The organism is Novosphingobium arvoryzae, assembly GCF_014652615.1.
GTDB classification, from domain to species: Bacteria; Pseudomonadota; Alphaproteobacteria; order Sphingomonadales; family Sphingomonadaceae; genus Novosphingobium; species Novosphingobium arvoryzae.
In genome coordinates this window covers 41,243-66,918 of the sequence record NZ_BMZD01000006.1, presented here as the reverse complement: position 1 = coordinate 66,918, position 25,676 = coordinate 41,243, and the positions used below count along the sequence as shown (strand labels likewise).

Genomic DNA, 25,676 nt, shown 5'->3' with positions numbered 1-25,676 from the left:
GCGGTTACAGCTCCTTGTAGAGCGCCAGCATCCGGCCCCAGGCGCGCTCGGCCTCGGCCTTGTCGAACACGGGGGCGTCGATGGTGCACCAGCCATGATCGGCATTGTAGACTTCGACCTCGGCCGGGCGGCCAGCCGCCTTGGCGGCTTCGCGGAACGTATCCTTGTCGGCCGGCGCGCGGGCATCGTCGTTGCGGGCGATGGCGATCAGGTAGCTGGCCCTGGTTTCAGCAAGCAGCTTGTGCGGGCTGTCGGCCTTGTCCGTCACCAGCCCGCCGCCGTGGAATGAGGCAGCGGCCTTGACCCGGTCCGGCACGGCATAGGCGCTGCGCACGGTGAACGGCCCGCCCATGCAATAGCCGCACGATCCGATCCCGCGCTTGCGGTTGACGGCCTTCTGCGCGTCGAGGAACGCCACGCAGGCCCTGGCGTCCCGCATCGTCGCGGCGGGATCGATCAGCCTGATCATCGGGCCCAGCTTGGCCTGCCCTTCCGGCGTGCGCCATTCGGCAATGCTGTTCATGATCGGTGCCGGGCTGGAGCGGTAATACTGGTTGAGCACCAGCACGGCATAGCCGGATTCCGCCAGCCGCCGCGCCATGACCTTGTAGGCTTCGCGCAGACCCGCGATATCCGGCCACATGATTACGCCGGGATGCTTGCCCTTGGCCGGGTGGACGAAGAACGCATCCGCCGTGCCATCGCCCGTCGCAAAGGTGACGGTCTGTTCCTTCAGCTTGGGCGCGCCCTTGGCGCTGGCGGTGGTGGCAAAGCCCGATGCCAGGATCGCCGCCGCGCCGATCGCGGCAAATTCGCGGCGGTTGAGGCCGCTCTGTGCCAGCGCGGCTTCTTCGGCGTGAGCGGTCAGGTCATCGCACATCAGTCGTTCTCCTCTGAACCCCTCCAGATCGGGGCCAAGATAGTGCGGCGATGCGCGCCGTCTAGCTGAGATCGTCGATGGTGATGGCCTTGCCCGCCAGCGCGGCCTTGTTCGCTTCGCGGCGCATTCGTTCGACTTCCAGCCGCTCCGGCGGGGCGACTTCATCGGGCAGGGCGGCGAGGCTGTCTTCGTAGATCGCCTTGAAGTCCTCGGCGAATTCAGGGTGGGTGAAGACCAGACCTGCGCCCGCGCTCATGCCCGCGACGATTTTGGTCCCGGCCTCGTGCGGGTCCATCCCGGCCTGAAACACGCTGCCGAACTGTTCGAGTTGCGCCTTGTCCACCGCGCCAAAACCGCTGCTTGCAAATTCGGCGGGGCGGCGGAAGGCGGAATCCCAGGCATTGGTGCGGATCAGCGCAGGGCAAACCAGCGTGCAGCCAATCCCCAGCGGCACAAGATTGTAGCGCAGCGATTCGGTCAGTCCCCGCACGGCAAACTTGCTGGCGGTGTAGATCCCTGCCTGTGGGCCGGACAGGTACGCCGCCATGCTGGCGATGTTGACGACATGGCGCTTGCCCTGCGCCGCCTTCAGCTTGGGCAGGAAGGCGACGATGCCGTTCACCACGCCTCCGAAATTGACCCCCATGATCCAGTCGTAATCGGCGTGCGATGCCTCTGCCGTGTCGCCGAACACGCTGACCCCGGCGTTGTTGCACAGCACGTGGACTTCACCGAAGTGCGCCTCCACCGCATCGGCCGCGGCGGCCCAGCCGGCGCGGTCCATCACGTCCAGCTTGATCCACAGCGGTTCCTCGCGCCCGTTGGCGGCGAACCAGGCGGAGGCGGACGCGCGGTAATCCTCGTTGCGATAGGACAGCGCGAGCCGCATACCCGCGTCGCTGAACGCCTGCGCAATGCCCAGACCCAGCCCGGAAACCCCGCCCGAAATGAAGGCCACGCGGCCCTGCCAGTCGCTCATCTGCATTTTCCCTCTCGCCAAGACATTCACATTTGTTAGTGTTGCATACAAATAAATTGGGAGAGTCGAAATGGCTGATTTGGAATCGCGCTTCGCCGCGCTGGAAGGCCGGGTGGCAGAGCTTGAGGACCAGGCCGCAATCCGCAAGCTGCAATGGGCCTATGGCTATTACATCGACTACAACCGGCCGGAAGAAGTGGCAGGGCTGTTTGCCGAGGACGGCGCGGTGGTGTTCCTGTCGGGCGAATATCGCGGCCACGCCGGGGTGATGCGGCTCTATGGCACGTGGTTCCAGAACCTGTTCACCGGCGGGCGGCGCGGGCCGGTGAAGGGGCTGCTGCTCGATCACTTCCAGTTGCAGGACGTCATCACCGTCGCGCCGGATCGCAAGACCGCCAAGGGCCGGTTCCGGGGCGTGCTGGCGGGCGGCTGGCACGATGCGATCAAGGACAGCCTGCCCGAAGGGATGCCGCAGCAGTTCTGGGAGGCCGGCATCTATGAGAACGATTATGTCCGCGAGAACGGCGTGTGGAAGATCAAGCGGCTGAACTACATGATGCAGTGGCAGGCCGACTACGAAACCGGCTGGGCGCACACGGTGGCGCACCTGCAACCGGCGGTGGAATGCTATCCGGCCAATCCCATCGGCCCGGATGTGATCCTGGCAGAAGAGGAATGGCGCCCGACCTGGCCCAACCGGCAGGAAGTGGCGATGAGCTTTGCCCATCCCGTGCTGGGCGCGGCCTTCGTGGTCGAAAACTTCACCAGGCTGCAAAAGCAGTGGCCGTGAGGGGCCGCCTAGAGCTTCACACCTTCGTGGTGGCTGCGAATCCAGTCGGTCATCGCGGCGATCAGCTTGTCGGAAATCGCGGCAAATTCGCGCTGCTGGCGCGGGGTCAGCCCGCCCAGCACCGCGTTTGCCACGGTGGCGACTGACGGCAGCAGCGCCTGATAGGCGTCTGTCCCCGCGATGGTCAGCCGCACCGGCTTGCGGCGACGGTTCTCGGGATCGGTCGTGTCCTCGATCCAGCCGCGCGACCGCAGTGCGGCCAGCGCGCGACTGACGTTCATGGCCGGGACACCCATGATCTCCACCAGGTCATGCCCGGCCAGATCGCCTTCGCCGGCCAGCGCCATCAGCACTTTCAGCTCGATCTGCGAGACGCCGGACGGATCGCAGACGCCATCCTTCATCGGCCCGTTGATGAAGCTGCCCAGCTTGAGCAGACGGATCAGCAGGTCGAACTGGGCGTGTCCGCTGTCGGCAGGCACGGCGGGTTCGGGATGAGTGGCAGCGTCCATGCCCTGCCTATCGCCCCCTGGCCGCGTCGGCGCAAGGGGCAGGCGCATCGGGCCGACCCGGGATCGCTAACAATCGTGACCTTTTTGCATCACTGCACCGAGCCGGTGCATTGACCAGCACGGAACGCTTGCCAAGGTTCATATTGTATGTCTTACTCACAAAATAGGGAGGCCCGGCATAGGGTCCGTAACAAGGAGAGGGAAGAGATGGCCAAGCTTTCTGGCATGACTGCACTTGCGCGCGTAGGCCTTGCGGCCGGCGCCTCCATGATCGCGATGAGCTTGGCGACGCCCGCCTTCGCGCAAGCGAGCGATGACGAGAACACCTCCGAAGCGGGCCGTGAAATCGTCGTTACCGCCCAGTTCCGCGAACAGAAGCTGCAGGATACGCCGCTGTCGATCACCGCGGTCGATGCCGGCCTGCTGGAATCGCGCAACCAGACCGACCTGTCGCAAGTGGCCCGCCAGGCCCCGAACGTGACGCTGAATGCCATGGGCGGCGCCTATGGTTCGTCGCTGGGCGCCTCGATCCGCGGGGTCGGCCAGTTTGACTTCAACCCGGCCTATGAACCGGGCGTGGGCATGTATGTCGACGATGTCTATTATGCCACGCTGACCGGCGGGATCTTCGACCTGCTCGATCTGGAGCGCGTCGAAGTGCTGCGCGGGCCGCAGGGCACCCTGACGGGCCGCAACGCCATCGGCGGCGCGATCAAGCTGTTTTCCAAGAAGCCTTCGGATGAAAATTCCGGCTCGATCCAGGGCACGTATGGCGAGCGCCAGCGCGTGGAACTGCGCGCCAGCGCCAACTTCGTGCTGGCCGATGGCCTCTATGCCCGCATGTCGGGCGTGTACAAGCGCCAGAATGGCTATGTGAAGCAGGTCGATTACGGCTGCGCCAACCCGGGCAACCCGGATGGGATCACCGGCTTCCCCGGCTCCGGTTCGGACTGCGTGATGGCCGATCTGGGCGAAGTGAACTACGCGGGCCTGCGCGGCGCGCTGCGTTTCAACCCCAGCGATGCGATCGATTTCACCGTCACGGCGGACTATACCCGCGAAGACCGCAACAACGCGGCCGAAGTGGTGACGCAGACCAATGGTCTCAATCGCGTGATCTGCGGCCGGTTCTGCACTTACGCCAGCTTCTACCTGCCGGCGGGCGGCCAGGTCGGTCAGGGCTATTTCATGCCCAACACCACCAAGTTCGATGGCTGGGGCATTTCGGCCAACGGCACGATCAAGCTGTCCGATACCATCAACATCCAGTCGATCACGGCCTATCGCGATTACCGCCAGATCTGGGGCACCGACGATGACTTCGGCCCGATCGCAAGCAAGGGCGCGGGCGGTTACAACGACCTGAAGTTCTGGTTCTTCAGCCAGGAACTGCGCTTCAACGCGCAGCTGGGCGACAACGTGGACCTGACGGTCGGCGGCTTCATGTCCGACCAGCGGTCGCTGTATTACACCCGTCAGGACATCCGCTATATCGCGCCGGGCCTGAACTTCCAGTTCGCGGGTAACGATCCGGTCAACGCCGACAGCAAGGCCGGGTTCGGCACGATCATTGCGCGTCCGATGGAAGGCCTGACGCTGACCGCCGGTGTGCGCTACACCGACGAGCACAAGGACTACACCTTCGTTCGCAAGAACTACAACGGCACGGTCTCGACGTTCCTCGGCGCGCTGGACGGCGTGAAGGCGACCTATGACGGCAGCCGGTGGGACTGGCGCGTTTCGGCGGACTATCGCTTCTCGCCGCAGATCCTGGCCTATGTCACCGTCGGCACCGGCTTCAAGGGCGGCGGCGTGACCGCGCGTCCGTTCGACGCCGCGCAGGCGCTGAACGGCAGCTTTGGCCCGGAAACCGTCACCGCCTATGAAGCGGGGATCAAGACCGACCTGTTCGACCGCCGCCTGCGGATGAACATCTCGGGCTTCATCAACGACTACAAGGCCGTGCAGCTGCCGCTGATCAGCTGCGCCTCGCTGGGTTCCAACGCCCCGTGCGGCGCCCGCCAGAACGCGGGTGACGGCAAGATCAAGGGCTTCGAAGTGGAAGTCACCGCTTCGCCGGTCGAAGGGTTCGATATCGATGCGTCGCTCAGCCATCTGGCGGGCAACTGGTCGAAGATCGACCCGCGCGTCGGCAATGCGATCCTGCTGACCGATCCGATCGTGACGCCGGGCTGGAAGTGGAGCATCGGCGCGCAGTACAAGGCTGATCTGGGCACTTATGGCTCGATCACGCCGCGCTTCGACGCCGCCTATACCGGCAAGACCAGCGCGGGCCGCATCGCGGCCGGTGGGGTGATCGACTTCTTCCCGGCCTACACGCTGGCGAATGCCCGCCTGACCTGGCGCAACCCCGACGAAGACCTGTCGATCGCGCTGGAAGTGCAGAACGTGTTCAACAAGTATTACACGCCGGCGCGCTTTGCGGCGGTCTATGCCTTCTCGGGGACGATCTACTCGCAGGTCGGTCGTCCGCGTGAATGGGCGATCACGGTCAAGAAGCAGTTCTGACCGGATCGCTCGCCTGGAAACCAGGTGGGGAAATCGGAAAGGGGCGGCCAGCAATGGCTGCCCCTTTTTCTTTGCGCGGCGGCGCGCACGGCGCTACCATCCATAACAATTGTTACAAAACTATCCGGGAGACTGTCCGATGCTGCCCCACGGCGTAAAGATCGCCCATCCTGACAAGCTGTATATTGGCGGCCAGTGGGTGCCCGCGCATTCCGGGCGGCTGCTGGAACTGGTCTCGCCCAATACGGAACAGGTCGTTGCCACCTGCGCCGAAGCGGACGAGGCCGATATGGACGCTGCCGTCGCTGCCGCGCGCGCCGCGTTTGACTGCGGCCCCTGGCCGACCACGCCCCCGGCCGAGCGCGTCGCCGCGTTCCGCCGGATGGTGGCGCATCTGGAAGGGCGCGTGCCGGAGCTCGCCGCCGCGTGGACTGCGCAGATGGGCGGGCTCGCCAGCTTTGCCGGGGCGATGCATGGCGGATCGGTAATGGGGCTGGCGCAGATTGCCGGCTTTGCGGAAGCTTTCGAATTCGTCCAGCAGCGCGCCACGGTCGGCGCGGCGGCGGGGATCGTGGTGCACGAACCCGTGGGCGTGGTGGCGGCTATCGCGCCGTGGAACGGGCCGTTCGGGATCATGGCCAACAAGGTGGCCTATGCCCTGCTGACCGGCTGCACCGTGGTGATGAAGCCCAGCCCGGAAACCCCGCTGGAAGCCTATATCATTGCCGAAGCGGCAGCGGCGGCGGGCATTCCGGCTGGCGTGGTCAACCTGGTGCCCGGCCACCGCGAGGCGGCAGACCATCTGGTCAACAACCACGGGGTGGACAAGGTTTCGTTCACCGGATCGACCCTGGCGGGCAAGCGGATCGCGCAAGTCTGCGGGGAACGGATCGCGCGCTACACGCTGGAACTGGGCGGCAAGAGCGCGGCGATCATCCGCGACGATTTCCCGACCGATGCGGCGGCCAAGCTGCTGACCGGCACGCTCAACATGATGAGCGGCCAGGTCTGCGCGATGCTGACCCGCGCCATCGTGCCCAAGGCCCGGCACGACGAGCTGGCCGCGGCGATCGCGGCGGAGATGCGCCAGGTGGTCATCGGTCATTCCGACGATCCTGCCACCCAGTTGGGGCCGCTGGCGATGAAGCGCCAGCTGGAGCGGGTGGAGATGTATATCGAGGAGGGCAAGCGCACCGCCGACCTGATCTGCGGCGGCGGGCGGCCCAAGCACCTCAACCAGGGCTACTTCATCGAACCGACTCTGTTCGCCAACGTCGATAACCGCAGCCGCATCGCGCAAGAGGAAATCTTTGGCCCGGTGCTCAGCCTGATCCCGTGCGAGGACGAGGAAGACGCGATCCGCATCGCCAACGAGTCCAACTATGGCCTTAACGGTTCGGTTCTGACGCAGGATGCCCAGGCGGCCTATGCCATCGGGCGGCGCATCCGCACCGGCGGGTTCGGGCAGAATGGCCTCAGGATGGATTTTGGCCTGCCCTTCGGCGGTTTCAAGCAATCCGGGATCGGGCGCGAAGGCGGGCCGGAAGGGCTGTGGGGCTATCTCGAAACCAAGACCATGCTGCTTGACGCGATGCCCGCGCAGCTTTGATACTGACTGGATAAACGGGAGAGTACGGCATGGCGGATCACGTAAGCGGCAAATCCATCGTCATCACCGGCGCGGGCGGAGGCTTTGGCCGGCTGGTCGCGCAAAAGGCCGCCGCGCGCGGCGCGAAAGTGACGCTGGGCGACATCAACCTGCCCGCCGCCGAGGACGTTGCTGCCGAAATCCGCGCCGCCGGGGGGCAGGCGCAGGCCGTGGCAGTGGATGTGACCCAGTTGGCCCAGGTCAAGGCGCTGGTCGGTGCCGCGCTGGATGCGTTCGGGCGCGTGGACGTGATGCTCAACAACGCCGGGATCATGCCGCTGGCCTTCATCGCGGACCACGAAGCGGCCTATGCGGCGTGGGAACGCTGCATCGACATCAACATCAAGGGCGTCCTGAACGGCATGGTCGCCGCCCACGATCCGATGATCGCACAGGGCAGCGGCCATGTGATCAACGTCTCGTCGATCTATGGCAATTTCCCGGTGACGGGCGCGGCGGTCTATGGGGCGTCGAAGGCGGCGGTGAACTTCCTGTCGGAAAGCTTCCGGGTGGAGGCGCGCGGCAAGGTCAAGGTCACCATCGTCAAGCCGACCGGGGTTCCGGCCACGGGGCTGGGTGGCACCGTGGTCAACCAGGCGGCCAGCGTCGGCATTCTGGGGCAGAACACGCCGGATTTCATGGCGATGGTCGCCGGGATGCAGGACGGAACGTTCCCGGCCGAGCGGCTCGATCCCGAAAACATCGACTATGCCAGCCTTGCACCGGAACACATTGCCGATGCGATCATCCACGCGATCGACCAGCCCGCGGGCGTGTCGATCGGGGATATCACCGTGCGCGCGGCGGGGGATCACTTCATTCTCTAGAACATCCCGTTGGTGTTCATGGCCTTTTCCGGAACCGGCTGGACCACGTCCCAGTGCTCCATCACCCGGCACCCTTCGACCCGCAGGATATCGACCACGGCAATGCCCCGGTCCTCGGCCGAAAAGCGCCCGTAGGCGTGGACGGCGACCAGCTTGCCATCCGCGATCACGCGCTTGATCTCGTACCGGATCGCGGGGTTGCTCGCGAAGAACGGCTCCAGAAAGGCAATCGCCGCATCGCGCCCGGTCGCGGCCATCGGGTTATGCTGGATATAGCCGGGATCGACCCATGTCTCGAACGCCTTGCGCACGTTCTTGCGGAGGTAGAACTCGGTCATGAATTCGGTCACGACCTGCTTTGGCGTCAGCTTGCAGCGGGCTGGTTTCGCCGCCGCAGCGGGCTGGGCGACGAGCGCGGCGGCCAGAACAGTGGCGGCCAGTGCGGCATGGATCTGCGGCTTCATCAGGCATCTCCCGGCGGTGCGGCGATCCGCAGTGGGCGGCATCGCACTCTCTGCTTGTATTTATAACAATTGGTAAGATATGCCGCAGTCATGACAGGGCGTAAAGCCCGATTGGGAGAGAGTATGGACCGGGCAGAGCTTTATGCCGTCCTCGATCGCTATCTGGCCGCCTTGCAGGACCGCGCGCCGCAGCGGCTGCGCTGGGCAGAGGGCGCGAAAACGTCGGAAAACAACGTGATGCTGGAGATCGGCGACGGGCTGTGGGGCACGATCGACCGGCTGGGCGACTATGACCTGCGCTTTGCCGATACGCGCACGGGGCAGGTCGGGTTCTTTGGGGTGACGCACGAACATGCCGAGGAATCGGGCTTTGCATTGCGGCTGAAAGTGGCGGCGGACGGCGCGATCGAGGAAGCGGAAAGCATCGTGGTGCGCCAGTCGGATTCGGGGATCAAGTTCCTGAACCCCCGGTTCTGGGACAAGGCCGTAATGAATTCCCCGGCCGAAGTGCCGACCCCGCGCGCGGAAATGATCGCGCTGGCGGATGGCTATTTCTCCACGCTGCAACAGAACGACGGGACGATCCGCACGAAGTTTCACCCCGAATGCGACCGGGTGGAAAACGGGGTGCAGACCACCCGCAACCCGGAATTCGCCTATGTCGTGCCGGTCGCCGCGCTGGGCTGCGAGGAGCAGTTCCGGATGGGCAATTACCGCTATGACGACCGCCTGCGCGGTCGGCGCTTTCCGCTGGTGGACGAGGAGCGCGGGATCGTGATGGCGTTCGGGTTCATCGACCACTGCGGGCGGATCAAGGAATACCAGCTGACCGATGGGCGCACCGTGCAATCGCCGATCCGCTATCCGCACAGCTTTTATCTGGCGGAACTGTTCCGCATCGATGCCGGGATGATCCGCCAGATCGAGGCGAATTTCATTACCGTGCCCTATCACATGAAAAGCCCGTGGGACGGCCAGTAAGGGAAGGGGCAGTGATGAAGCGCTTTGCACTCATTCTCTCGATGGCCCTCGCCGCCTGTTCGGCCAGCGAAACCGCGCCGCCGCAGCAGGCTGAGGCCGGTGAAAACTGGACCAATCCCGGCGGCGATGCGGGCAAGACCCGGCATTCGGTGCTGACCGACATCACCCCCGCCAATGTCGAGCGGCTGGGGCTGGCGTGGGAGGCGAACCTTGGCACCAACCGCGTGCTGGAAGCGACGCCGGTGGTGGAGGGCGGGGTGATGTACACCAGCGGCGTGGCGGGCCGGGCCTATGCGTTCGATGCGGCGACCGGCAAGGAGCTGTGGCGGTTTGAACCTCCGGTCGACATGCAGGTCAACCGCACGGTCTGCTGCGACATGGCCAATCGCGGCATCGCACTGGCGAATGGCAAGGTCTACGTCGCCAGCCTCGACGCGCAGCTTTACGCGCTGGACGCGAAGACCGGCCAGATCGTCTGGCAGGCCGATACCGTGGATGACAAGCAGCGCGGGATCAATTCCACCGGCGCGCCCGAAGTGGCTGGCGACGTGGTGGTAATCGGCAATGGCGGCGCGGAATACGATGTGCGCGGCTATGTATCCGCCTATGATCTCGCCACGGGCAAGCTGAAGTGGCGGTTCCACACCGTCCCGCGCGATCCGGCGCTGGGGCCGCAGGACCATCCTGATCTGGAAGCTGCCGCGAAGACCTGGGACCCCAAGAGCCGCTGGGACATCGGCGGCGGCGGCACCCCGTGGGATGCGATCAACTATGACCCCGAAACCGGGCTGGTGATCATCGGCACCGGCAACGGCGGGCCGTATGACCTGTCCAAGCGCTCGCCGGCTGGGGGCACCAACCTCTATCTCTCCTCGCTCGTCGCGCTGGATGCCAGGACGGGCCGGGTGAAGTGGCATTATCAGGAAGTTCCCGGCGACAGCTGGGACTTCACCGCCACCCAGCCGATGATCCTGACCCGGATGACCGTGGACGGCGAGGATCGCCCGGTGCTGCTCCACGCGCCCAAGAACGGGATCCTGTACGTGATCGACCGGCGCGATGGGAAACTGCTGCGCGCCAACCCGATTGTGCGGGTGAACTGGATGAAGGGGATCGACCCCAAGACCGGTGCGCCGATCATTGACCGGGACGCGGCGGACTATTCCAAAGACCCCAAGATCGTGTTCCCCGGCACGCCGGGCGCGCGCAACTGGTTCCCGGCTGCCTATGATCCGGCCAGCGGGCTGTTCTTCGGTTCGGTGCTGGATATGGGCAACCTGATGTTCCAGACGCCGGGGCAAAAGCCGTTCAAGGCCAAGGGGCTGAACAACGATGCGGCGCTGATCTTCACGCCCGATCTGGTGGCCGCACTGCCGACGCTGCCCCCGCCGGTCGCGGCGGGGGTGAAGGCGCTGCCAGCCTATCAGCAGGTACTGAAGGATCCGGGCCGCGCCGAAATGCGCGCGATTGATCCGCTGACCGGAAAGACCGTCTGGGCGCAGCCGATGGAAGGGTGGCAGGACCGGGGCGGGGTGCTCTCTACCGCCTCCGGCTTGCTGGTGCATGGCACGGTCGGCGGGCAACTGGTGGTGCGGGATGCCAGGACCGGCAAGATCCTGAAATCCATCGATACCGGCACCACGATCCTCGCCGCGCCGATGACCTACAAGGTCAAGGGCGTGCAATATATCGCGGTGATGGCCGCGTGGGGCGGGGGCGGGTATCCCTATGTCCCGCGCTATGCCGCCGCCTACAAGCGCGGCAACACCGGGCGGCTGCTGGTGTTCAAGCTGGATGGCGGCGCGGTGCCGATTCCGCCTGAACTGCCGCCGCTGGAGGTCGCGCCGGAGCCGCCCAGGCAGGCCCCCGGGGTCACGCCGGAAACCATCGCGCAGGGACGCGGGCTGTTCTTCGCCAACTGCGCGATCTGCCATGCCAACCAGCACCGCTCGATCACGCCGGACCTGCGCCGGATGCAGCCCGGCACCCACGATGCGTTCAAGGCCATCGTGCTGGACGGCGCGCTGGTGCCAAACGGGATGCCGCGCTGGAACGATGTGCTGACCCCGGCCGAAGCCGATGCGCTCCACGCCTATCTGATCGATTTGCAGGTGGCGACGCGGCGCGATGAACTGGCCAAGGTCAGGGCCGGATTGCCGCTGGATGCGCCGAGTCTGGCGATCCTGTCGAACTATTGAAGGCGTCCGCGCGGCGCAGGGGAGAATGCGATGATCTCGACCATGGACAGCCCCCAGCTGGAATTCGCCTTCGCGATCCGGCTGTGGTTCACCCGCACCAGCATGGTGCCGGATATCCCCACGGGCGGCTGGCGCAGCGCGGTCTATGTCGATGGCGGGGAAATCGACGGCCCCCGGATGAAGGGCCGCGCGGTGCCCAATTCCGGCGGAGACTATGCCCACTTCCGCCCCGATGACACCGCCGTGTTCGACGCGCGCTACATGCTCGAAACCGATGACGGCGTGACGATCTACATGCAGAACAAGGGCTATCTGTGGGGGCGTGAGCCGGACACGATGGTCAGGCTGCGCAAGTGGGCGTTCGAGGGCGGCGAGCCGGTGCCCCACGCGGAATACTACTTGCGCGCGCAGCCCACGTTCGAGGCCCCGCGCGGCAAGTATGAATGGCTGACCCGCCATGTCTGGATCGGGATTGGCGAGCGCAAGCCCGACGGGAACTATGTCCGCTATTACGCGCTGACCTGAACCGGCCGCCGGCGGGGGCTTGCGCTGGCTCGCGTTCCATGCTTTCAATAATAACAATTGTTAGAAAAATGAGAGGGGAGAGCGCGTGAAGCTCGTCACACCGCCGCGGGTCAGTCCGCAGGCTTTCGATTCCGCGATGCAGGCCTTTGCCGGGGTGGTCGGCAAGGACTGGGTCATGGCCAGCGATGCCGACCGCTCTGCCTATGCCGATACCTACGCGCCGGGGCCACAGGAGCAGTGGCCCGCCAGTGCGGCGGTCGCGCCCGCCTCGGTCGAGGAAGTGCAGGCCATCGTGCGGCTGGCGAACGAGCACAAGACCCCGCTGTGGCCGGTCGCGCGCGGCAAGAACCTGGGTTACGGCACCGCCGCTCCGCGCATGGCGGGCAGCGTGGTGCTGGATCTGGGGCGGATGAACAAGATCCTCGAACTCGATCCCACGCTGGCGTATTGCGTGGTCGAGCCGGGCGTCGGGTTCTTTGACCTCTACGAGGCGATCCAGCGCGACAAGCTGCCGCTGTGGCTCTCGGTGCCGGGCAATGCCTGGGGCTCGGTCATGGGCAACACGCTGGAGCATGGCATCGGCTATACTTCTTACGGCCTGCACGCCCGCAACGTCTGCGGGGTGGAAGCGGTGCTGCCCGATGGCGATGTGGTGCGCACCGGCATGGGCGCGATGAAGAACAACCCGGCCTGGCACCTGTTCCCGATGGGCTATGGCCCCACCTGGGACCTGGCGTTTTCGCAATCCAACTTTGGCGTGGTGACCAAGATGGGCCTGTGGCTGCAACCCGCGCCGGAAAGCTCGCTGGAACTGGTGTTCGACATTCCCGAGGCTGACGATATCGGCTGGGTGATCGACACGATTGCGCCGCTGAAGATTTCCGGCCTGATCGATCAGAACGTGTTCATCCCCAGCTGGCTGGGCAAGATGGTGCTGAAGGGTCAGCGCAAGGACTTCTGGGATAAACCCTCGGCCATCCCCGAATGGCGGGTGCAGGAACTGCTGAAAGAGCACAAGCTGGGCTACTGGCAGGTCGCGCTGCGGCTCTATGGCGAGGAACCGGTGGTCAAGGCCAAGGCCGAGGTCGTGAAGGCCGCGATGGCCCGCAACCTGAAGGCCGCGCCGGTGGAGAACTGGTGGCGCACAGGCGATCCGATCAACGCCTATGAAACGACGATGGGCGTGCCCTCTGCTGTCCCGCTGCAGATGAGCGACTGGATCGGTGGGCGCGGCGCGCACATGGGCTTTTCGCCCGTCGTTCCGGCCACGGGCAAGGCCGTGCTCGATCAGATGAAGCTCAGCCGCAAGATCATCGACAGCTTCGATGTCGATTTCTACGCTAGCTTCACCATCGGCGGGCGGTTTGCCAACAACGTCAACATGCTGATGTTCGACCGCGATCAGCCCCAGCAGATTGACACCATGAAGCGGCTGTTCAACGCCCTGATCGCTGAAACCGCCAAGGCCGGATACGGCGAATACCGCACCCATCTGGGCTGGATGGACCGGGTGATGGATACCTTCGATTTCAACGACCACGCCTTCCGCCGGTTCAACGAGAAGGTGAAGGACGCGATCGACCCCAACGGGATCATCGCGCCGGGCAAGCAGGGCGTCTGGCCATCGGCCTATCGTGATCAGGCGAAGGAGGGCCGGGCATGAAGCGGGTTCTCGCCATCGCCGCCATCGCGTTGCTGGCCGCCTGCAACCAGCAGGAAGCCGCCCCGCCGCCACAGGCCAAGGGCGCCCCGCCTCCGCCGCCGCCCTACCAGATGCGGCCCGAAGCCGCATCCGGCAACCGTCTGACCGCCAGTGACGGGCAGCGCGCGTATGAGGTCCATTGCGGCTATTGCCACCTGACCGGCGGGATGGGCACCAACCTGCTCACCAAGCAACGGATGATGGCGGGCGAACCGCCTGAAAACGGCCTGCTGACCAATCGCAGCGACCTGACGGCGGATTACGTCAGGCAGGTGGTGCGGATGGGCAAGAACGCCATGCCGCAGCAGACCAAGGTCGACATCACGGATGCCGAGCTGGATGCGGTTGCGCGCTATCTGGGGAAGGGCAAGTGAGCGCGCTGACCCGCCGGACCGTGCTGAAGGGCAGCGCCTTGGCCGGAGCGGCCGCGGCTGTCCCGGCCGGAGCCGCCGCGCTGAAGCCGGCGGGGCTGGTGGTGTTCGACAGCCGCCTGCCCGAATCGCTGGCCTTTGCCCGCACGGCGGGCGCGCCTCGCACGCTGGACCTGGCGGCTGAGCACGACGCGCATTTCGCCACGATCCGCAGCGGGGTGCCGCAGGGCAAATCGCTGGAAGGGCTGACCCGCTGGAGCGACTGGGTCGCGCTGCGCAGCGAGCTGGAAAGTCACGGCTGGCGGGTGACGTCGGAGCAAGTCGCCGCCCCGCGCCAGCGCCTGCTGCGCTGGAGCATGGCGCGGCGCTGACGGACGCCGGTCAGCCCGGATTGCGCGCGCGGACGAACCAGCTGGCGCCCGGCATCATCACCGATCCATCGCGGACATAGCCGGACAGCGCCTCGGCCAGCGCGGCTTCGGCCTCGGCCAGTTTGCCCGGACCGGCGGCGCTCAGCACTTCGCGCATCGCCATGGCATCCAGCACGAATGCCACCGCATCGGCCACGCTGGCGCCGCTGCCGCCCAGCGGCTGGTCGGCCTGATGCAAGGTCATGGTCACGTCGGTGAACCCGGCGGCTTGCAGCATGGCCGTGGTCTGGTCCGGGTCGCCAAAGCGGAACGGGCCGGGGCCATCGGGATCGCGCTGGGGCACTTCGGCAAAGCGGTTTATGATCGCGCCGACAATCCCGATCCACGGATTGGCCATCGGCGATGCCCAGCACGCGAACACCGCTTCGCCGCCTGGCTTCAGCCAGCCGCGCATGTTGCGGAACGCGGCCGTGCTGTCGGCAAAGAACATCACGCCGAAGCGCGAGGTCAGCCGGTCAAACGGCGCGCCATCCGCTTGTGCGACCTGCCCGTCGGCGCACTGGAACGTGCAGTTGGCAAGGCCTGCCGCATCGCGCCGCTGGTTGGCCACCGCGATCAGTTGCGGGGCGATGTCGAGGCCCGTTACACGGCCTTGCGGACCCACCGCGCGGGCGATCCGCAGCGTGGTCAGCCCGCCGCCGCAGCCGACATCGACCACCTGCTCGCCCGGTTGAAACTGGGCTTCCGCCAGCAAGGCATCACCGATGGCGCCGATCATCGATTCGAACTGGTCGATATGGGCCAGCCAGCGGTCACCCACTTCGCCGGTCCAGTCCTCGGTAACGATATCGCTCATGCCCGGTTCCTCTCGCCTGTTGCATTTGTCAGGAAGGCTAACATCGCGCTTGACCAACCCTCAAGCTGTTTTAGTATGCCTTACATACAAAAACAGGAGAGAGCCGGGATGGCCCAAGTCACCCTCTACCACTGGGAGCCGAATGCCAATTCCGGCAAGCCGATGCTGGCGTTGATGGAAAAGGGCGTCCAGTTCGACAGCCATTACATTGATATGCTGAACTTCGATCAGCACAAACCGGAATACCTGGCGATCAACCCGCAGGGCACGATCCCGGCGATGACTCACGGAACCCGCGTCCTCGTCGAATCGACCGCGATCATGGAATACGTGAACGCGGAGTTTGACGGGCCAGACCTGATGCCCGCCAATGCGCAGGACCGCTGGCGGATTCGCTGGTGGATGAAGTTCATGGACCAATGGCTGGCCCCCAGCTTCTCGATGTTCGGGTGGAAGTTTTTCGTTGGTCCCAATGCGCTCGCCGCGCATGGGCAGGACAAGATCGAGGCGCAGATTGCCCGCATCCCGCTGCCCGAACGGCAGACCGCGTGGCGCAAGGCGGTGTTCGGCCTGTTCAGCGAAGCGGAAATGGCCGAAAGCGGCCGCCGCATCGGCGTGGGCATCCAGATGCTGGAAGCGGAACTGGGCAAGCGCGAATGGCTGGCGAGCGATCAATATTCCCTCGCCGACGTCAACGGCTTCAACCTGGCCTACGCCATGCCGCTGTCGCAGCCGCATCTGGCCAACGATGAAGTGACCCCCAACATCATGCGCTGGCTGCGCGCGATCTATCGCCGCCCCGCCACGCGCGAATGTTGGAAGCTGGGCCGCACTCCGATGGCCAGCCGCGTCGAAATCCTGGAGCAAGACTACATCCCGCCCCGCGACGAGTCCGAGGGCATTTCGAGCGGAGTGCGCTGACATGGCGATGATCCTCTATCACGGTGAGCCGAACGGCCCGTCGCTGGCCGTGCTGGCAGCGCTGGGCGAAAGCGGCGTGGACGCCCAGTGCCGCCGCATCGACCTGCTGGCGGGCGCACGCCACACGCTGCCCGATGTGACCGAACCGCTGGCCCGCGACATGGGCGTCGAAGGCGAAGGCCCGGTGCTGGTGGTCGATGGCGAGGCGATGACCGAGAGCGTGTTCATCGCCCAGTTCCTTGACGAAAGCGGCGCGAACACGCTCCAGCCCAAGGACGCCTATGCCCACTGGCAGATGCTGATGTGGTGCCGGCGGATCACCGAACGCTGTGCCCCGGCTGCCGCCTTCCTGGGCTGCAAGGCCAGCGCGCAGCCGGTGCTGGCGGGGATGGATGAGGCGGCGTTCACCGCGCTGTCCACCACGATCGCCAGCGAAGACCTGCGCGCCCGCTGGACCGCGGTGCGCGCCGGGAACTTCCCTGACGAACAACTGGCCGACAGCGTGACCAAGGTCACCGATGCGGCGAAGAAGGTCGAGGATCAGCTGGCCGACGGGCGCGAGTGGCTGATGGGCGACCTGACGATTGCCGACTTCGAAACCTATGGCTGGCTGGCCGGGATGGTGGACCTTGTGCCGGATGCCTTTGCCGGCAAGGACCGCTTATCCGGTTGGCTGGCCCGCGTTGCGGCGCGGCCGTCCGTCCAGGCCGCGCTGGCGCGCGCTTCCGTGCCGAATCCGCAATCCAGCTGGGCGCCGGGTCCTGAAATCAACCGCTGGGGTTAAATCATCATGCGTGCCATCGACTATTTCGACCGCGGCCATGACCGCGATCCGCAGCGCCTGGCGATCATCGATACCGCCAGCGGGCTGAAACTGACCTTTGCCGAGGTCAAGGAACTGACCGAGCGGATCGCCGCCGCGCTGCAACGCGGGGGCTTCCGGAATCAGGATCTGTTGGGGCTCTACGGCCCGAACGACGGGATGCTGCTGGTGGTGCTGCTGGCGATGTGGCGAGCGAACGGCAAGTGGATCCCGGTCAACACCCGCAATGCGATCGAGGCGAACGCGGGCTACATCAACTACGTCCGCTGCCAGTGGATGTTCTATCACTCGTCAAAGGCCGATGAAGTGGCGCAGCTGCGCGCGCTCTGCCCGACGCTCAATCATTTCGTCTGCCTCGATCAGCCGATGGGTGACGATCCCAGCCTGGAGCAGTTCATGGCCGGGGTTTCCGCCGCCGACTTCGTCGAGCCGGAGATCGACGCCTTCGGCAACATGATGGACCTGGTCGGCATTTTCCCGACCGGCGGCACCACCGGCCCGTCCAAGGGCGCGAACGTGACCAACCTGGGCTGGGGGACGATGATCGAAACCGCCGCCGACGGGATGGGCGGGCGCACCGACAGCCCGGTCGCGCTGGTATCCGCGCCGATCACCCATGCGGCGGGGCCGATTGCGCTGTCCACGCTCAGCCTTGGCGCGACGCAGGTGATCCTGCCCGGCTTCGATGCGGAAGACGTGCTGCGGACCATCGCGGGCTACAAGGTCACGCACATGTACCTGCCGCCCACGGCGCTGTACCAGCTGCTCGCCTCGCCAGAGATCGGCAGCCATGACTATTCCAGCCTGAAGATCTTCATCCTGGTCGGCAGCCCGTGCAGCCCGGAAAAGCTGCGTCAGGCGGTCGAGGTGTTCGGGCCGTGCATGTGCCAGTCCTATGGCCAGGTCGAATGCCCGATGATCGTCGCGTGGTTCCCGCCGGAGGACGTCGCCCGGTTCGCAAAGTCCGCGCCCGAAAAGCTGGCCAGCTGCGGCAAGGTCACCCGCTCGATCAAGGTCGCGCTGCTCGACGATGACGGCCGTCAGGTGCCGCTGGGCGAGGCCGGCGAAATCTGCGTGCGGGGCGTGCTGGTATCGGATTCCTACTTCGAAAAGCCGGAAGAAACCGCCGAAATCCGCAAGTTCGGCTGGCACCACACCGGCGACGTGGGGAAGTTCGACGCCGAGGGCTATCTCTACATCGTCGATCGCAAGAAGGACATGGTCGTCACCGGCGGCTTCAATGTCTTCACTGCCGAGGTAGAGGCCGCGATTACCGAGCTGCCGCAGGTGCGCGAATGCTGCGTGTTCGGGATTCCGCATGAAAAGTGGGGCGAACAGGTCCACGCGGTGGTGGTGGCCGAAGGGATCGACGAGGCCGCGATCATCGCCCACACCAAGGCGCGCCTTGGCGGGGTGAAGGCGCCCAAATCAGTTGCATTTATAGACTCGATTCCGCGCACCGCAGCGGGCAAGATGGACAAGAAGGAATTGCGCCGTCCATACTGGGGTGGTTCAGACCGAATGGTGAACTGACCCGAACCCGGACAATACCGGGGCGGGATAGAGAGAGGGCAAAGGATGCGATTGAAGGCCTTGGCGATAGCCGTGCTGTTGCCGCTTGCCGCGTGCAAGCAGCAACCAAGTTCAGAGCTGCCGGGCGCGGTGAATGCCGCGCGGATCACGGCGGCAAACCCCGATGACTGGCTGTCCTATGGCCGCACCTATGACGAACAGCGCAACAGCCCGCTGGACCAGATCAATCACGAAACCGTGAAGGACCTGGGGCTGGCATGGTTCGCGGACCTCGACACCGCGCGCGGGCAGGAAGCGACTCCGCTGGCGATCGACGGCAAGATCTACATCACCACCGCCTGGTCCAAGGCGAAGGCCTATGATGCGGAAACCGGCAAGCTCTTGTGGGAATACGATCCCAAGGTGCCGGGCGAACGCGCCGTGGCCGCATGCTGCGACGTCGTGAACCGGGGCATGGCCGCCTGGGGTGACAAGCTGTTCATGGGCACGCTCGACGGACGGCTGGTCGCGCTGGACCGGGCTACCGGCAAGGAAGTGTGGAGCGTCGTCACGCTCGACCAGTCCAAGCCCTATACCATCACCGGCGCGCCGCGCGTGATCGACGGCAAGGTGATCATCGGCAACGGCGGCGCCGAAATGGGCGTGCGCGGGTTCCTGACCGCTTATGACGCCGACACCGGCAAGGAACTGTGGCGGTTCTATTCGGTCCCGGACGAGCCGGGCAAGAACGAGGAAGAACACCTCAAGAAGGCCGAAGCCACCTGGAAGGGTGAATGGTGGAAGCTGGGCGGCGGCGGTACCATGTGGGATGCCATGGCCTATGACCCGGAGCTGGACCTGCTCTATGTCGGGGTCGGCAATGGCAGCCCGTGGAACCAGCACTACCGCTCGGCCGGTGAGGGCGACAACCTCTACCTCTCGTCCATCGTCGCGCTGCGGCCCAAGACCGGCGAATATGTCTGGCATTTCCAGACCACGCCGGGTGAAACCTGGGACTATACCGCCACCCAGCACATCATGCTGGCCGACCTGACGATTGGCGGGGCCAAGCGCAAGGTGCTGATGCAGGCGCCCAAGAACGGCTTCTTCTTCGTGCTCGACCGCACGGACGGCAAGCTGATCTCGGCCAACAACTATGTCCCCGTGAACTGGGCGACGGGCTTCGACCTCAAGACGGGCCGCCCGATCGAGAATCCGGATTCGCGCTATTACAAGACCGGCAAGGTCTGGCTGGGCTCGCCCGGCCCGATCGGGGCGCACAACTGGCACCCGATGGCGTTCGATCCGAAGAACGGGCTGGTTTACATCCCGGCGATCAATTCGGCATTCCCCTATATCCACAAGCCGGACTGGAAGGCCAACAAGCAGGGCTTCAATGTCGGGCTGGACCTGTCGTCGGGAGCGATGCCGGCTGACCAGAAGGTCCGCGACGCGGCGATGGCTTCCACCACGGGTGAACTGATCGCGTGGGATCCGGTCGCGCAGAAGGCCCGCTGGAAGGTCAAGTATCCGGCGGCGTGGAATGGCGGCCTGCTCGCCACGGGCGGCGACCTGCTGTTCCAGGGCAACGCGGCGGGCGAGTTCAACGCGTTTGATACCGCCACCGGCAAGAAGCTGTGGTCGTTCCAGGCCCAGACGGGCGTGGTTGCGCCGGCCTCGACCTTCCGGGTCAAGGGGCAGCAGTATGTCGCGGTGCTGGCTGGCTGGGGCGGCGCGTGGCCGCTCGCTTCGGGCTATGTCGGTGAACAGCTTGGGCCGGTGCGCAACCATTCGCGCCTGCTGGTGTTCAAGCTGGGCGGCACGGCCAAGCTGCCGGAAGTGGGTGAGCACACCATGCCGCCGCTCGATCCGCCGGTGGCCAAGGGCACCCCGGAACAGGTGGCTGACGGCGCCAGGAACTATGGCCAGTTCTGCGGCGTCTGCCACGGCGATGCAGCCATCGGCACAGGCGTGACGCGCGACTTGCGCCGTGCCGGTTCGCTGGGCGATCCCAAGATGTGGAACCAGATCGTCATCGGCGGCGCGCTGGCGCAGAACGGGATGGTCAGCTGGAAGAACGAACTGACCGACGAGCAGGCGGAAAACATCCGTCACTACGTCATCGCCCGCGCGCACCAGGACAAGGCGCTGGGCATGAAGTGACCACTTCTGCCTGAAACAAGACGGGCGGGGCCGGACGAAAGTCCGGCCCCGCTTGCGTTTGGGGTGGGGATCGGGATCAGGACAGGGGCGGCGGCCTCAGGTTCTGGCCACGCCTACTTCACGTTGCCCAGCGCAACGCCCCCGTCGATCAGCACGTGGGTGCCGGTGATGTAGCTGGATGCATCCGATGCAAGCAGCAGTGCCAGCGGCTTGATCTGGTCGGTTTCGGCCATCCCGCCCAGGGGGATCGTGGCGTCGAACGCCGCGCGCACGGCCGGGTCCGATTTGGCCCAGCCGCCGCCGATGTTGGTCACGAACGGTCCCGGCGCGATGGCGTTCACGCGGATGCGGAACGCGGCCAGTTCCTGCGCCAGCGCACGGACGAGATGCAGCACCCCGGCCTTGGCAGGCATGTATGGCATCGGCACGATGGGTTCCAGGATCAGGCCCGCGTTGGACGCCGTGGCAATGATCGACCCGCCCTTCCTCCCACCATTGGCGCCACCGGCCTTCATCAGCCGTGCGGCATGGCGCATGGTGTTGTAGGCCCCGGTCAGGTTGATCGCGATCGACTTGTCCCACAAGTCGGCGTCGAACGTATCGACCTGCCCATCGGGCACGCGGCTGCCGTCAGGCGCGACAAAGCCCGGCCCCAGTCCGATCCCGGCATTGGCAAAGCAGATGTCCAGCCCGCCAAAGGCGGTGGCATGGGCATCGAACACCCGTTCGGTCGCGGCGCGGTCGGCCACGTCCAGCGTGTCGGCGCGCACCTTGGCCCCGGCAGCGCGCAGCCGTTCCGCTTCGCGCTCCACGCCTTCCGTGTCGATGTCGGTCAGCGTCACGCTTGCGCCCGCTTCCGCCATGACTTCCGCAAAGGCAAGGCCAATGCCGGACGCCGCGCCGGTTACCAGTGCGCTGCGTCCGGCGATGTCGAACTGGGCGAGCGTGCTCATACCACCGGCAGCACTGGCGCTGCGCTGTTGGCGCTTTGCGCCAGCAGCTTGGCCAGCGCCTCGCCGCCGGGGCGCAGCCGTTCCTCGCCGCGTTGTTCCGCCGCGATCAGACGCGCCAGCATCCGCCGCGCCTTGGCCCCGGCAACGTCGGCCGGGATCGCCACGGGATTCAGCTCATCGACGTGGCGGTTGCCCAGCACGGCCTGTTGTGCCTCGATCATCGGCTTGTCTTGCACGGCAAAGGCATAGTCGATGGAACCCTGCCAGAACGCGGCGACCGCTGGATCGTCCACGCCGTGGCTGCGCACGACCGTCCAGTAATAGAGCGTGCGGGTGGGGCTGACCGGGGTCAGGTGGTGGCCGGTGAAGACCCACACCCCGGCCTCGCGCGGCTGGCCGACCGGTGAAATCCCGACGTCCAGTAGCAGATGTCCCGGCGCGTCCCAGCGCATGTAGAGCCAGTGATCGATCGGCGTGGTGGGGGCGAGATTCATCTCGCTTTCCATCAACTGCGACCAGACCGGCGGCGGCTCGCCATTCGGGCACCAGCGGTTGGCCCAGACGGTCGATCCGGCCTCCAGCGTCTCCAGCTTGCTGATCGTGATCGCCTCGCTCGACAGGGTGCCTTCGTGCAGGAAATCGGCGTGGGTCAGGTCCAGCAGGTTGTCGGTGATCAGCTCGTAATTGGCCGCGACGTCCATCATGCCCCGGATCGTGGTAAAGCCGGGGGCGTCATAACAGGCAAAGTCGGGCAGCAGCGCCTCGTCCGCCTTGTCCGGATCGCCCATCCAGATCCAGATCGCGCCGCCCCGCTCGATCAGCGGATAGGCGGGCACTTTCATCGCGGGCGAGATCACCCCGCCGCGATGCGGGTTGAGCACGCACTGGCCGCTCTCGCCGAACACCATGCCGTGGTAATTGCACTGCACCGTGTCGCCGATCCGCTTGCCCATGTGCAGCGGGGCGAAGCGGTGCGGGCAGAGATTGCCCATCGCCACCGGATCGCCGTTTTCCTTGCGATAGAGCAGGACCGGCTGTTCCAGGATCGTGCGGGTTTCCAGCGCCGTATCGCCCAGTTCATGCGACCAGGCGGCGACGTACCATGCGCCCTTCAGATACATGAAAGCCTCCCGGCCTAGAGGTAGAGCTTGGGATTGATCGCGATGCCGTTTTCCCGGCAGTAGGTTTCATAGTGGTTCATGAACCACCAGACGTCTGCCGTTTCCACGAACACGCCGTTCTCGTCATAGAATTCGATCGGCCCCTGCATCCAGCCGAACAGCTTCACGCCGTCCGGGTGATCGGTGACGAGCGTGTGGCTCTCACCCGGCACTTCCAGGATCAACCCGCCGGGGCTGGCGACCCAGTCATACTCCAGATAGCGCACGCTGCCTTCCAGGCAGACCATCACGATGGTCCCGCGGTGCAGGTGCGTGCCGACTGCGCCGGCGGACTTCACCCACAGGATGTTGGAGAACGTGTTGCTGCGCACATCGAACGCCAGGTGCTTGATCGCGGCATTCTCGCCAAACGGCACCCAGGGGCTGTCGACATCGGTTTGCGCATCGATGTAGCGCCCGCCGGGGCTGTGGCGCGCCACCAGGTCGCGGAACGCAAAGGGGACATCGACGATTTCCGCCTTGTTGGACGGCGGCGCCTTCATGCTGGTCATCTCGTTCATGGCCTTTCTCCCGTTGTGAGCCTGCCCGCACCGGTCCTCCGGTGTCTGTCGGCAGGCGACATCCTCGCTCTGGATATTGTAAGTTATTACGCCTATTCTTGCGCTCAATGAGGCTGGCGCGCAAGCCCCTTGCGACGCGGCCCGTGCCGAGAGGAAAGCAGATGCCTAACCCCATAAAATTCTTCGATCTTGCCCTGTCGCACGGGGCCACGATCAGTCCGTTCGTGTGGGCAACCAAGTATGCCATCGCCCACAAGGGACTCGAGATGGAGGTCGTCCCCGGCGGCTTTACGGGCATCATGGAGCGCACTGGCGGCAAGTCCGAACGCCTGCCCGCGATTGTCGACGATGGCGAATGGGTGCTCGATTCGTGGCTGATCGCGGAGCATCTGGACGCCAAGTATCCCGATCGCCCGACCCTGATCGGCGATCCGTCGGTCAAGGTGCTGACCCAGTTCATCGAGACCTGGCTGTGGCAGACCGCAATCAGCCCGTGGATGACCTGCTATATCAAGAACTACCGCGACTGGTCGGTGCCCGAAGACCACGCCTATGTCACCGAAAGCCGTGAGCGGATGTTCGGGCGGAAAATCGAGGATATCATCGTCGGGCGCGAGGACCGCTTGCCGCAGGTCCCGCCCAAGCTCGAACTGCTGCGCGGTATCCTGAAGGAGCACAAGTGGCTGGGCGGCGAGAGCCCGAACTATGCCGATTACCGCGCGCTGGCGGTGTTCCTGTTCTGCGCCTCGGTTGCCGATACCCCGCCGCTGACCGCCGACGATCCGTTGCGCGACTGGATTGACCGGGGGTTTGACCTTTACGGCGGGTTGGGCCGCCATCCGGGACTGAAGCCGCTGTTCGGACTCGAACTGCGCGAAGGCGATCCCGAACCGTTCGCCAAGGGGCCGACGATGGTCAGCGGTCTGGTCAGCCGCAACACAGGGCCGCAATCGACCGCGGCCGAAACCGCGCGGCTCAAGAGGCAGTCGTAAGGAAACAAGTGGGGCTGGCGAGCGGCACTTCGCGACCCGAACGCTCAAGCCAGCCCCTCCTCCCCCGCGGGGACGGGGAGGAATTCAGGTAATCAGATCACGAAGTCCAGGATTGCCGGCATCTGTGCCTTGCGGTTCCGGTTGGTCACCATCCGGTCATGCAGTGTGCCGATCTGGCGGCTGCCGGTCTTCACGAACAGGAACGGCAGCAGGCCGTGGATCAGGCAGGCAAAGCCGCCCAGGATCATTCGCACGCCAAAGCCGGTCGCCATCACCAGATGCTCGCCATAGCTTTCGTCGACGCTGGCGGGGTGATCGGTGAACAGCTTGGTCAGCGACATGGCGTGGTGAACTCCGTTGTTGACGCAGTTTTATGATTGCCGCGATGCGAAATCATCACCTGAATTCTGGCTATATGGTGAATTGACGCTTAGATTATCCCAATGAATGGGGCAAATCCGCAACTTGATTCGATTGATTGGGCCATCCTTGGCGTGCTTCAGGCCGATGCTTCGATTCCGGTGCATGAAGTGGGGGACCGGGTGGGCCTGTCCAGCAACGCCTGCTGGCGGCGGATCAAGCGGTTGGAGGATGCGGGGGTGATCACGGGCCGGGTCGCGCTGGTCGATCCGGTCAAGCTGGGGCTGGCGACGACGGTGTTCGTCGCGATCCGCACCAACCGTCACGATCCCGAATGGATCGCCGCGTTCTCACGCGGGGTGGCGGCAGTGGACGAGATCGTGGAGTGCCACCGCATGGCGGGCGATGTCGATTACCTGCTGAAACTGGCCGTGCGCGACATCGCCCATTACGACCGGATCTATCGCAAGCTGATTGCCGCAGTGCCCGATCTGGCGGACGTCAGTTCGACCTTCTCGATGGAGCGGATGAAGGCCACGACCGCGCTGCCGCGGCCGAGCTAGAGGCTGTTCCACTTGCGTGGAAGCGGCACCGGGCCACTCCCCCACCCGGCCACCCATAGGTTACTGTCGTTGGGT

General features: G+C 65.3%; 25 protein-coding genes. 16 read left to right on the top strand and 9 right to left on the bottom strand.

Annotated elements, in window-relative coordinates:
• Positions 1 to 4: 4 nt before the first annotated feature.
• Positions 5 to 880 carry a dienelactone hydrolase family protein gene (locus IE113_RS12470; protein ID WP_189541993.1) on the bottom strand — a complete coding sequence of 292 codons (876 nt, stop codon included), beginning with the start codon at positions 878 to 880 and terminating at the stop codon, positions 5 to 7.
• Between the two features lie 61 nt (positions 881 to 941).
• A complete protein-coding gene (locus IE113_RS12465; protein WP_189541992.1) occupies positions 942 to 1,859 on the bottom strand; it encodes an SDR family oxidoreductase in 918 nt (305 codons plus the stop codon).
• Between the two features lie 70 nt (positions 1,860 to 1,929).
• Between IE113_RS12465 and IE113_RS12460 the strand changes: the two genes are divergently transcribed.
• Entirely contained in the window at positions 1,930 to 2,649 is a 720-nt protein-coding gene (locus tag IE113_RS12460; protein ID WP_189541990.1) for a nuclear transport factor 2 family protein, read from the top strand.
• Positions 2,650 to 2,657: 8 nt separating this feature from the next.
• Here the strand turns inward: IE113_RS12460 and IE113_RS12455 are convergent, their stop codons facing one another.
• Complete coding sequence (locus IE113_RS12455) at positions 2,658 to 3,161, bottom strand: MarR family winged helix-turn-helix transcriptional regulator (RefSeq protein WP_189541987.1); 504 nt, start codon at positions 3,159 to 3,161, stop codon at positions 2,658 to 2,660.
• Between the two features lie 267 nt (positions 3,162 to 3,428).
• On the opposite strand from IE113_RS12455, the gene IE113_RS12450 reads away from it, so the two are divergent.
• From IE113_RS12450 to IE113_RS12440, 3 genes are all read left to right on the top strand, one after another.
• The gene (locus IE113_RS12450) at positions 3,429 to 5,690 is read left to right on the top strand and encodes a TonB-dependent receptor (protein ID WP_229822371.1); all 2,262 of its coding nucleotides are present in this window, start codon (positions 3,429 to 3,431) and stop codon (positions 5,688 to 5,690) included.
• A 139-nt stretch (positions 5,691 to 5,829) separates the two neighbouring features.
• Positions 5,830 to 7,299 (top strand): aldehyde dehydrogenase, encoded by a 1,470-nt coding sequence (locus IE113_RS12445; RefSeq protein WP_189541983.1) that lies wholly within the window; start codon positions 5,830 to 5,832, stop codon positions 7,297 to 7,299.
• Between the two features lie 29 nt (positions 7,300 to 7,328).
• On the top strand, positions 7,329 to 8,165 hold the full coding sequence (locus IE113_RS12440) for an SDR family oxidoreductase (RefSeq protein ID WP_189541981.1): 837 nt from the start codon (positions 7,329 to 7,331) through the stop codon (positions 8,163 to 8,165).
• Here the strand turns inward: IE113_RS12440 and IE113_RS12435 are convergent.
• Positions 8,162 to 8,629 carry a nuclear transport factor 2 family protein gene (locus IE113_RS12435; protein WP_189541979.1) on the bottom strand — a complete coding sequence of 156 codons (468 nt, stop codon included), beginning with the start codon at positions 8,627 to 8,629 and terminating at the stop codon, positions 8,162 to 8,164. The genes IE113_RS12440 and IE113_RS12435 overlap by 4 nt on opposite strands.
• Before the next feature lie 90 nt (positions 8,630 to 8,719).
• Between IE113_RS12435 and IE113_RS12430 the strand changes: the two genes are divergently transcribed.
• The 6 genes from IE113_RS12430 (at position 8,720) to IE113_RS12405 (ending at position 14,777) form a co-directional block, all read left to right on the top strand.
• Entirely contained in the window at positions 8,720 to 9,610 is an 891-nt protein-coding gene (locus IE113_RS12430; RefSeq protein ID WP_229822366.1) for a DUF8021 domain-containing protein, read from the top strand.
• Between the two features lie 14 nt (positions 9,611 to 9,624).
• On the top strand, positions 9,625 to 11,808 hold the full coding sequence (locus tag IE113_RS12425; RefSeq protein WP_189541977.1) for a PQQ-dependent dehydrogenase, methanol/ethanol family: 2,184 nt from the start codon (positions 9,625 to 9,627) through the stop codon (positions 11,806 to 11,808).
• A 30-nt stretch (positions 11,809 to 11,838) separates the two neighbouring features.
• Complete coding sequence (locus IE113_RS12420) at positions 11,839 to 12,333, top strand: DUF3237 domain-containing protein (RefSeq protein ID WP_189541975.1); 495 nt, start codon at positions 11,839 to 11,841, stop codon at positions 12,331 to 12,333.
• Positions 12,334 to 12,418: 85 nt separating this feature from the next.
• Entirely contained in the window at positions 12,419 to 13,996 is a 1,578-nt protein-coding gene (locus tag IE113_RS12415; protein WP_189541973.1) for an FAD-binding oxidoreductase, read from the top strand.
• The gene (locus tag IE113_RS12410; RefSeq protein ID WP_189541971.1) at positions 13,993 to 14,409 is read left to right on the top strand and encodes a c-type cytochrome; all 417 of its coding nucleotides are present in this window, start codon (positions 13,993 to 13,995) and stop codon (positions 14,407 to 14,409) included. Before IE113_RS12415 ends, IE113_RS12410 begins: the two co-directional genes overlap by 4 nt.
• Positions 14,406 to 14,777 (top strand): twin-arginine translocation signal domain-containing protein, encoded by a 372-nt coding sequence (locus IE113_RS12405; RefSeq protein WP_189541969.1) that lies wholly within the window; start codon positions 14,406 to 14,408, stop codon positions 14,775 to 14,777. The genes IE113_RS12410 and IE113_RS12405 overlap by 4 nt, the downstream gene beginning before the upstream one ends.
• Before the next feature lie 10 nt (positions 14,778 to 14,787).
• Here the strand turns inward: IE113_RS12405 and IE113_RS12400 are convergent, their stop codons facing one another.
• Positions 14,788 to 15,633 carry a class I SAM-dependent methyltransferase gene (locus tag IE113_RS12400; RefSeq protein ID WP_189541966.1) on the bottom strand — a complete coding sequence of 282 codons (846 nt, stop codon included), beginning with the start codon at positions 15,631 to 15,633 and terminating at the stop codon, positions 14,788 to 14,790.
• Between the two features lie 108 nt (positions 15,634 to 15,741).
• Here IE113_RS12400 and IE113_RS12395 point away from each other — a divergent pair, with 108 nt between their 5' ends.
• From IE113_RS12395 to IE113_RS12380, 4 genes are read left to right on the top strand one after another with little or no spacing between them, the layout of a single operon-like run.
• Entirely contained in the window at positions 15,742 to 16,554 is an 813-nt protein-coding gene (locus IE113_RS12395) for a glutathione S-transferase family protein (protein WP_189541964.1), read from the top strand.
• A gap of 1 nt (position 16,555) precedes the next feature.
• Positions 16,556 to 17,338, top strand: a complete 783-nt coding sequence (locus tag IE113_RS12390; protein WP_189541963.1) for a glutathione S-transferase family protein — start codon at positions 16,556 to 16,558, stop codon at positions 17,336 to 17,338.
• Positions 17,339 to 17,344: 6 nt separating this feature from the next.
• Positions 17,345 to 18,910 (top strand): AMP-binding protein, encoded by a 1,566-nt coding sequence (locus IE113_RS12385; protein WP_189541961.1) that lies wholly within the window; start codon positions 17,345 to 17,347, stop codon positions 18,908 to 18,910.
• A 45-nt stretch (positions 18,911 to 18,955) separates the two neighbouring features.
• Positions 18,956 to 21,052, top strand: coding sequence for a PQQ-dependent dehydrogenase, methanol/ethanol family (locus IE113_RS12380; protein ID WP_189541959.1), 2,097 nt, complete (start codon positions 18,956 to 18,958; stop codon positions 21,050 to 21,052).
• 113 nt (positions 21,053 to 21,165) lie between these two features.
• On the opposite strand, the gene IE113_RS12375 is transcribed toward IE113_RS12380, so the two are convergent.
• From IE113_RS12375 to IE113_RS12365, 3 genes are read right to left on the bottom strand one after another with little or no spacing between them, the layout of a single operon-like run.
• On the bottom strand, positions 21,166 to 22,005 hold the full coding sequence (locus IE113_RS12375; protein WP_189541957.1) for an SDR family NAD(P)-dependent oxidoreductase: 840 nt from the start codon (positions 22,003 to 22,005) through the stop codon (positions 21,166 to 21,168).
• Positions 22,002 to 23,126 carry a Rieske 2Fe-2S domain-containing protein gene (locus tag IE113_RS12370; RefSeq protein WP_189541955.1) on the bottom strand — a complete coding sequence of 375 codons (1,125 nt, stop codon included), beginning with the start codon at positions 23,124 to 23,126 and terminating at the stop codon, positions 22,002 to 22,004. Before IE113_RS12370 ends, IE113_RS12375 begins: the two co-directional genes overlap by 4 nt.
• 14 nt (positions 23,127 to 23,140) lie before the next feature.
• The gene (locus IE113_RS12365; RefSeq protein WP_229822363.1) at positions 23,141 to 23,686 is read right to left on the bottom strand and encodes a 2,4'-dihydroxyacetophenone dioxygenase family protein; all 546 of its coding nucleotides are present in this window, start codon (positions 23,684 to 23,686) and stop codon (positions 23,141 to 23,143) included.
• A gap of 161 nt (positions 23,687 to 23,847) precedes the next feature.
• On the opposite strand from IE113_RS12365, the gene IE113_RS12360 reads away from it, so the two are divergent.
• Positions 23,848 to 24,678 (top strand): beta-etherase, encoded by an 831-nt coding sequence (locus IE113_RS12360; protein ID WP_189541953.1) that lies wholly within the window; start codon positions 23,848 to 23,850, stop codon positions 24,676 to 24,678.
• Positions 24,679 to 24,770: 92 nt separating this feature from the next.
• Here the strand turns inward: IE113_RS12360 and IE113_RS12355 are convergent, their stop codons facing one another.
• On the bottom strand, positions 24,771 to 25,019 hold the full coding sequence (locus tag IE113_RS12355) for a DUF6356 family protein (protein ID WP_189541951.1): 249 nt from the start codon (positions 25,017 to 25,019) through the stop codon (positions 24,771 to 24,773).
• A gap of 102 nt (positions 25,020 to 25,121) precedes the next feature.
• On the opposite strand from IE113_RS12355, the gene IE113_RS12350 reads away from it, so the two are divergent.
• Positions 25,122 to 25,601, top strand: a complete 480-nt coding sequence (locus IE113_RS12350; protein WP_189541949.1) for an Lrp/AsnC family transcriptional regulator — start codon at positions 25,122 to 25,124, stop codon at positions 25,599 to 25,601.
• Positions 25,602 to 25,676: the final 75 nt, after the last annotated feature.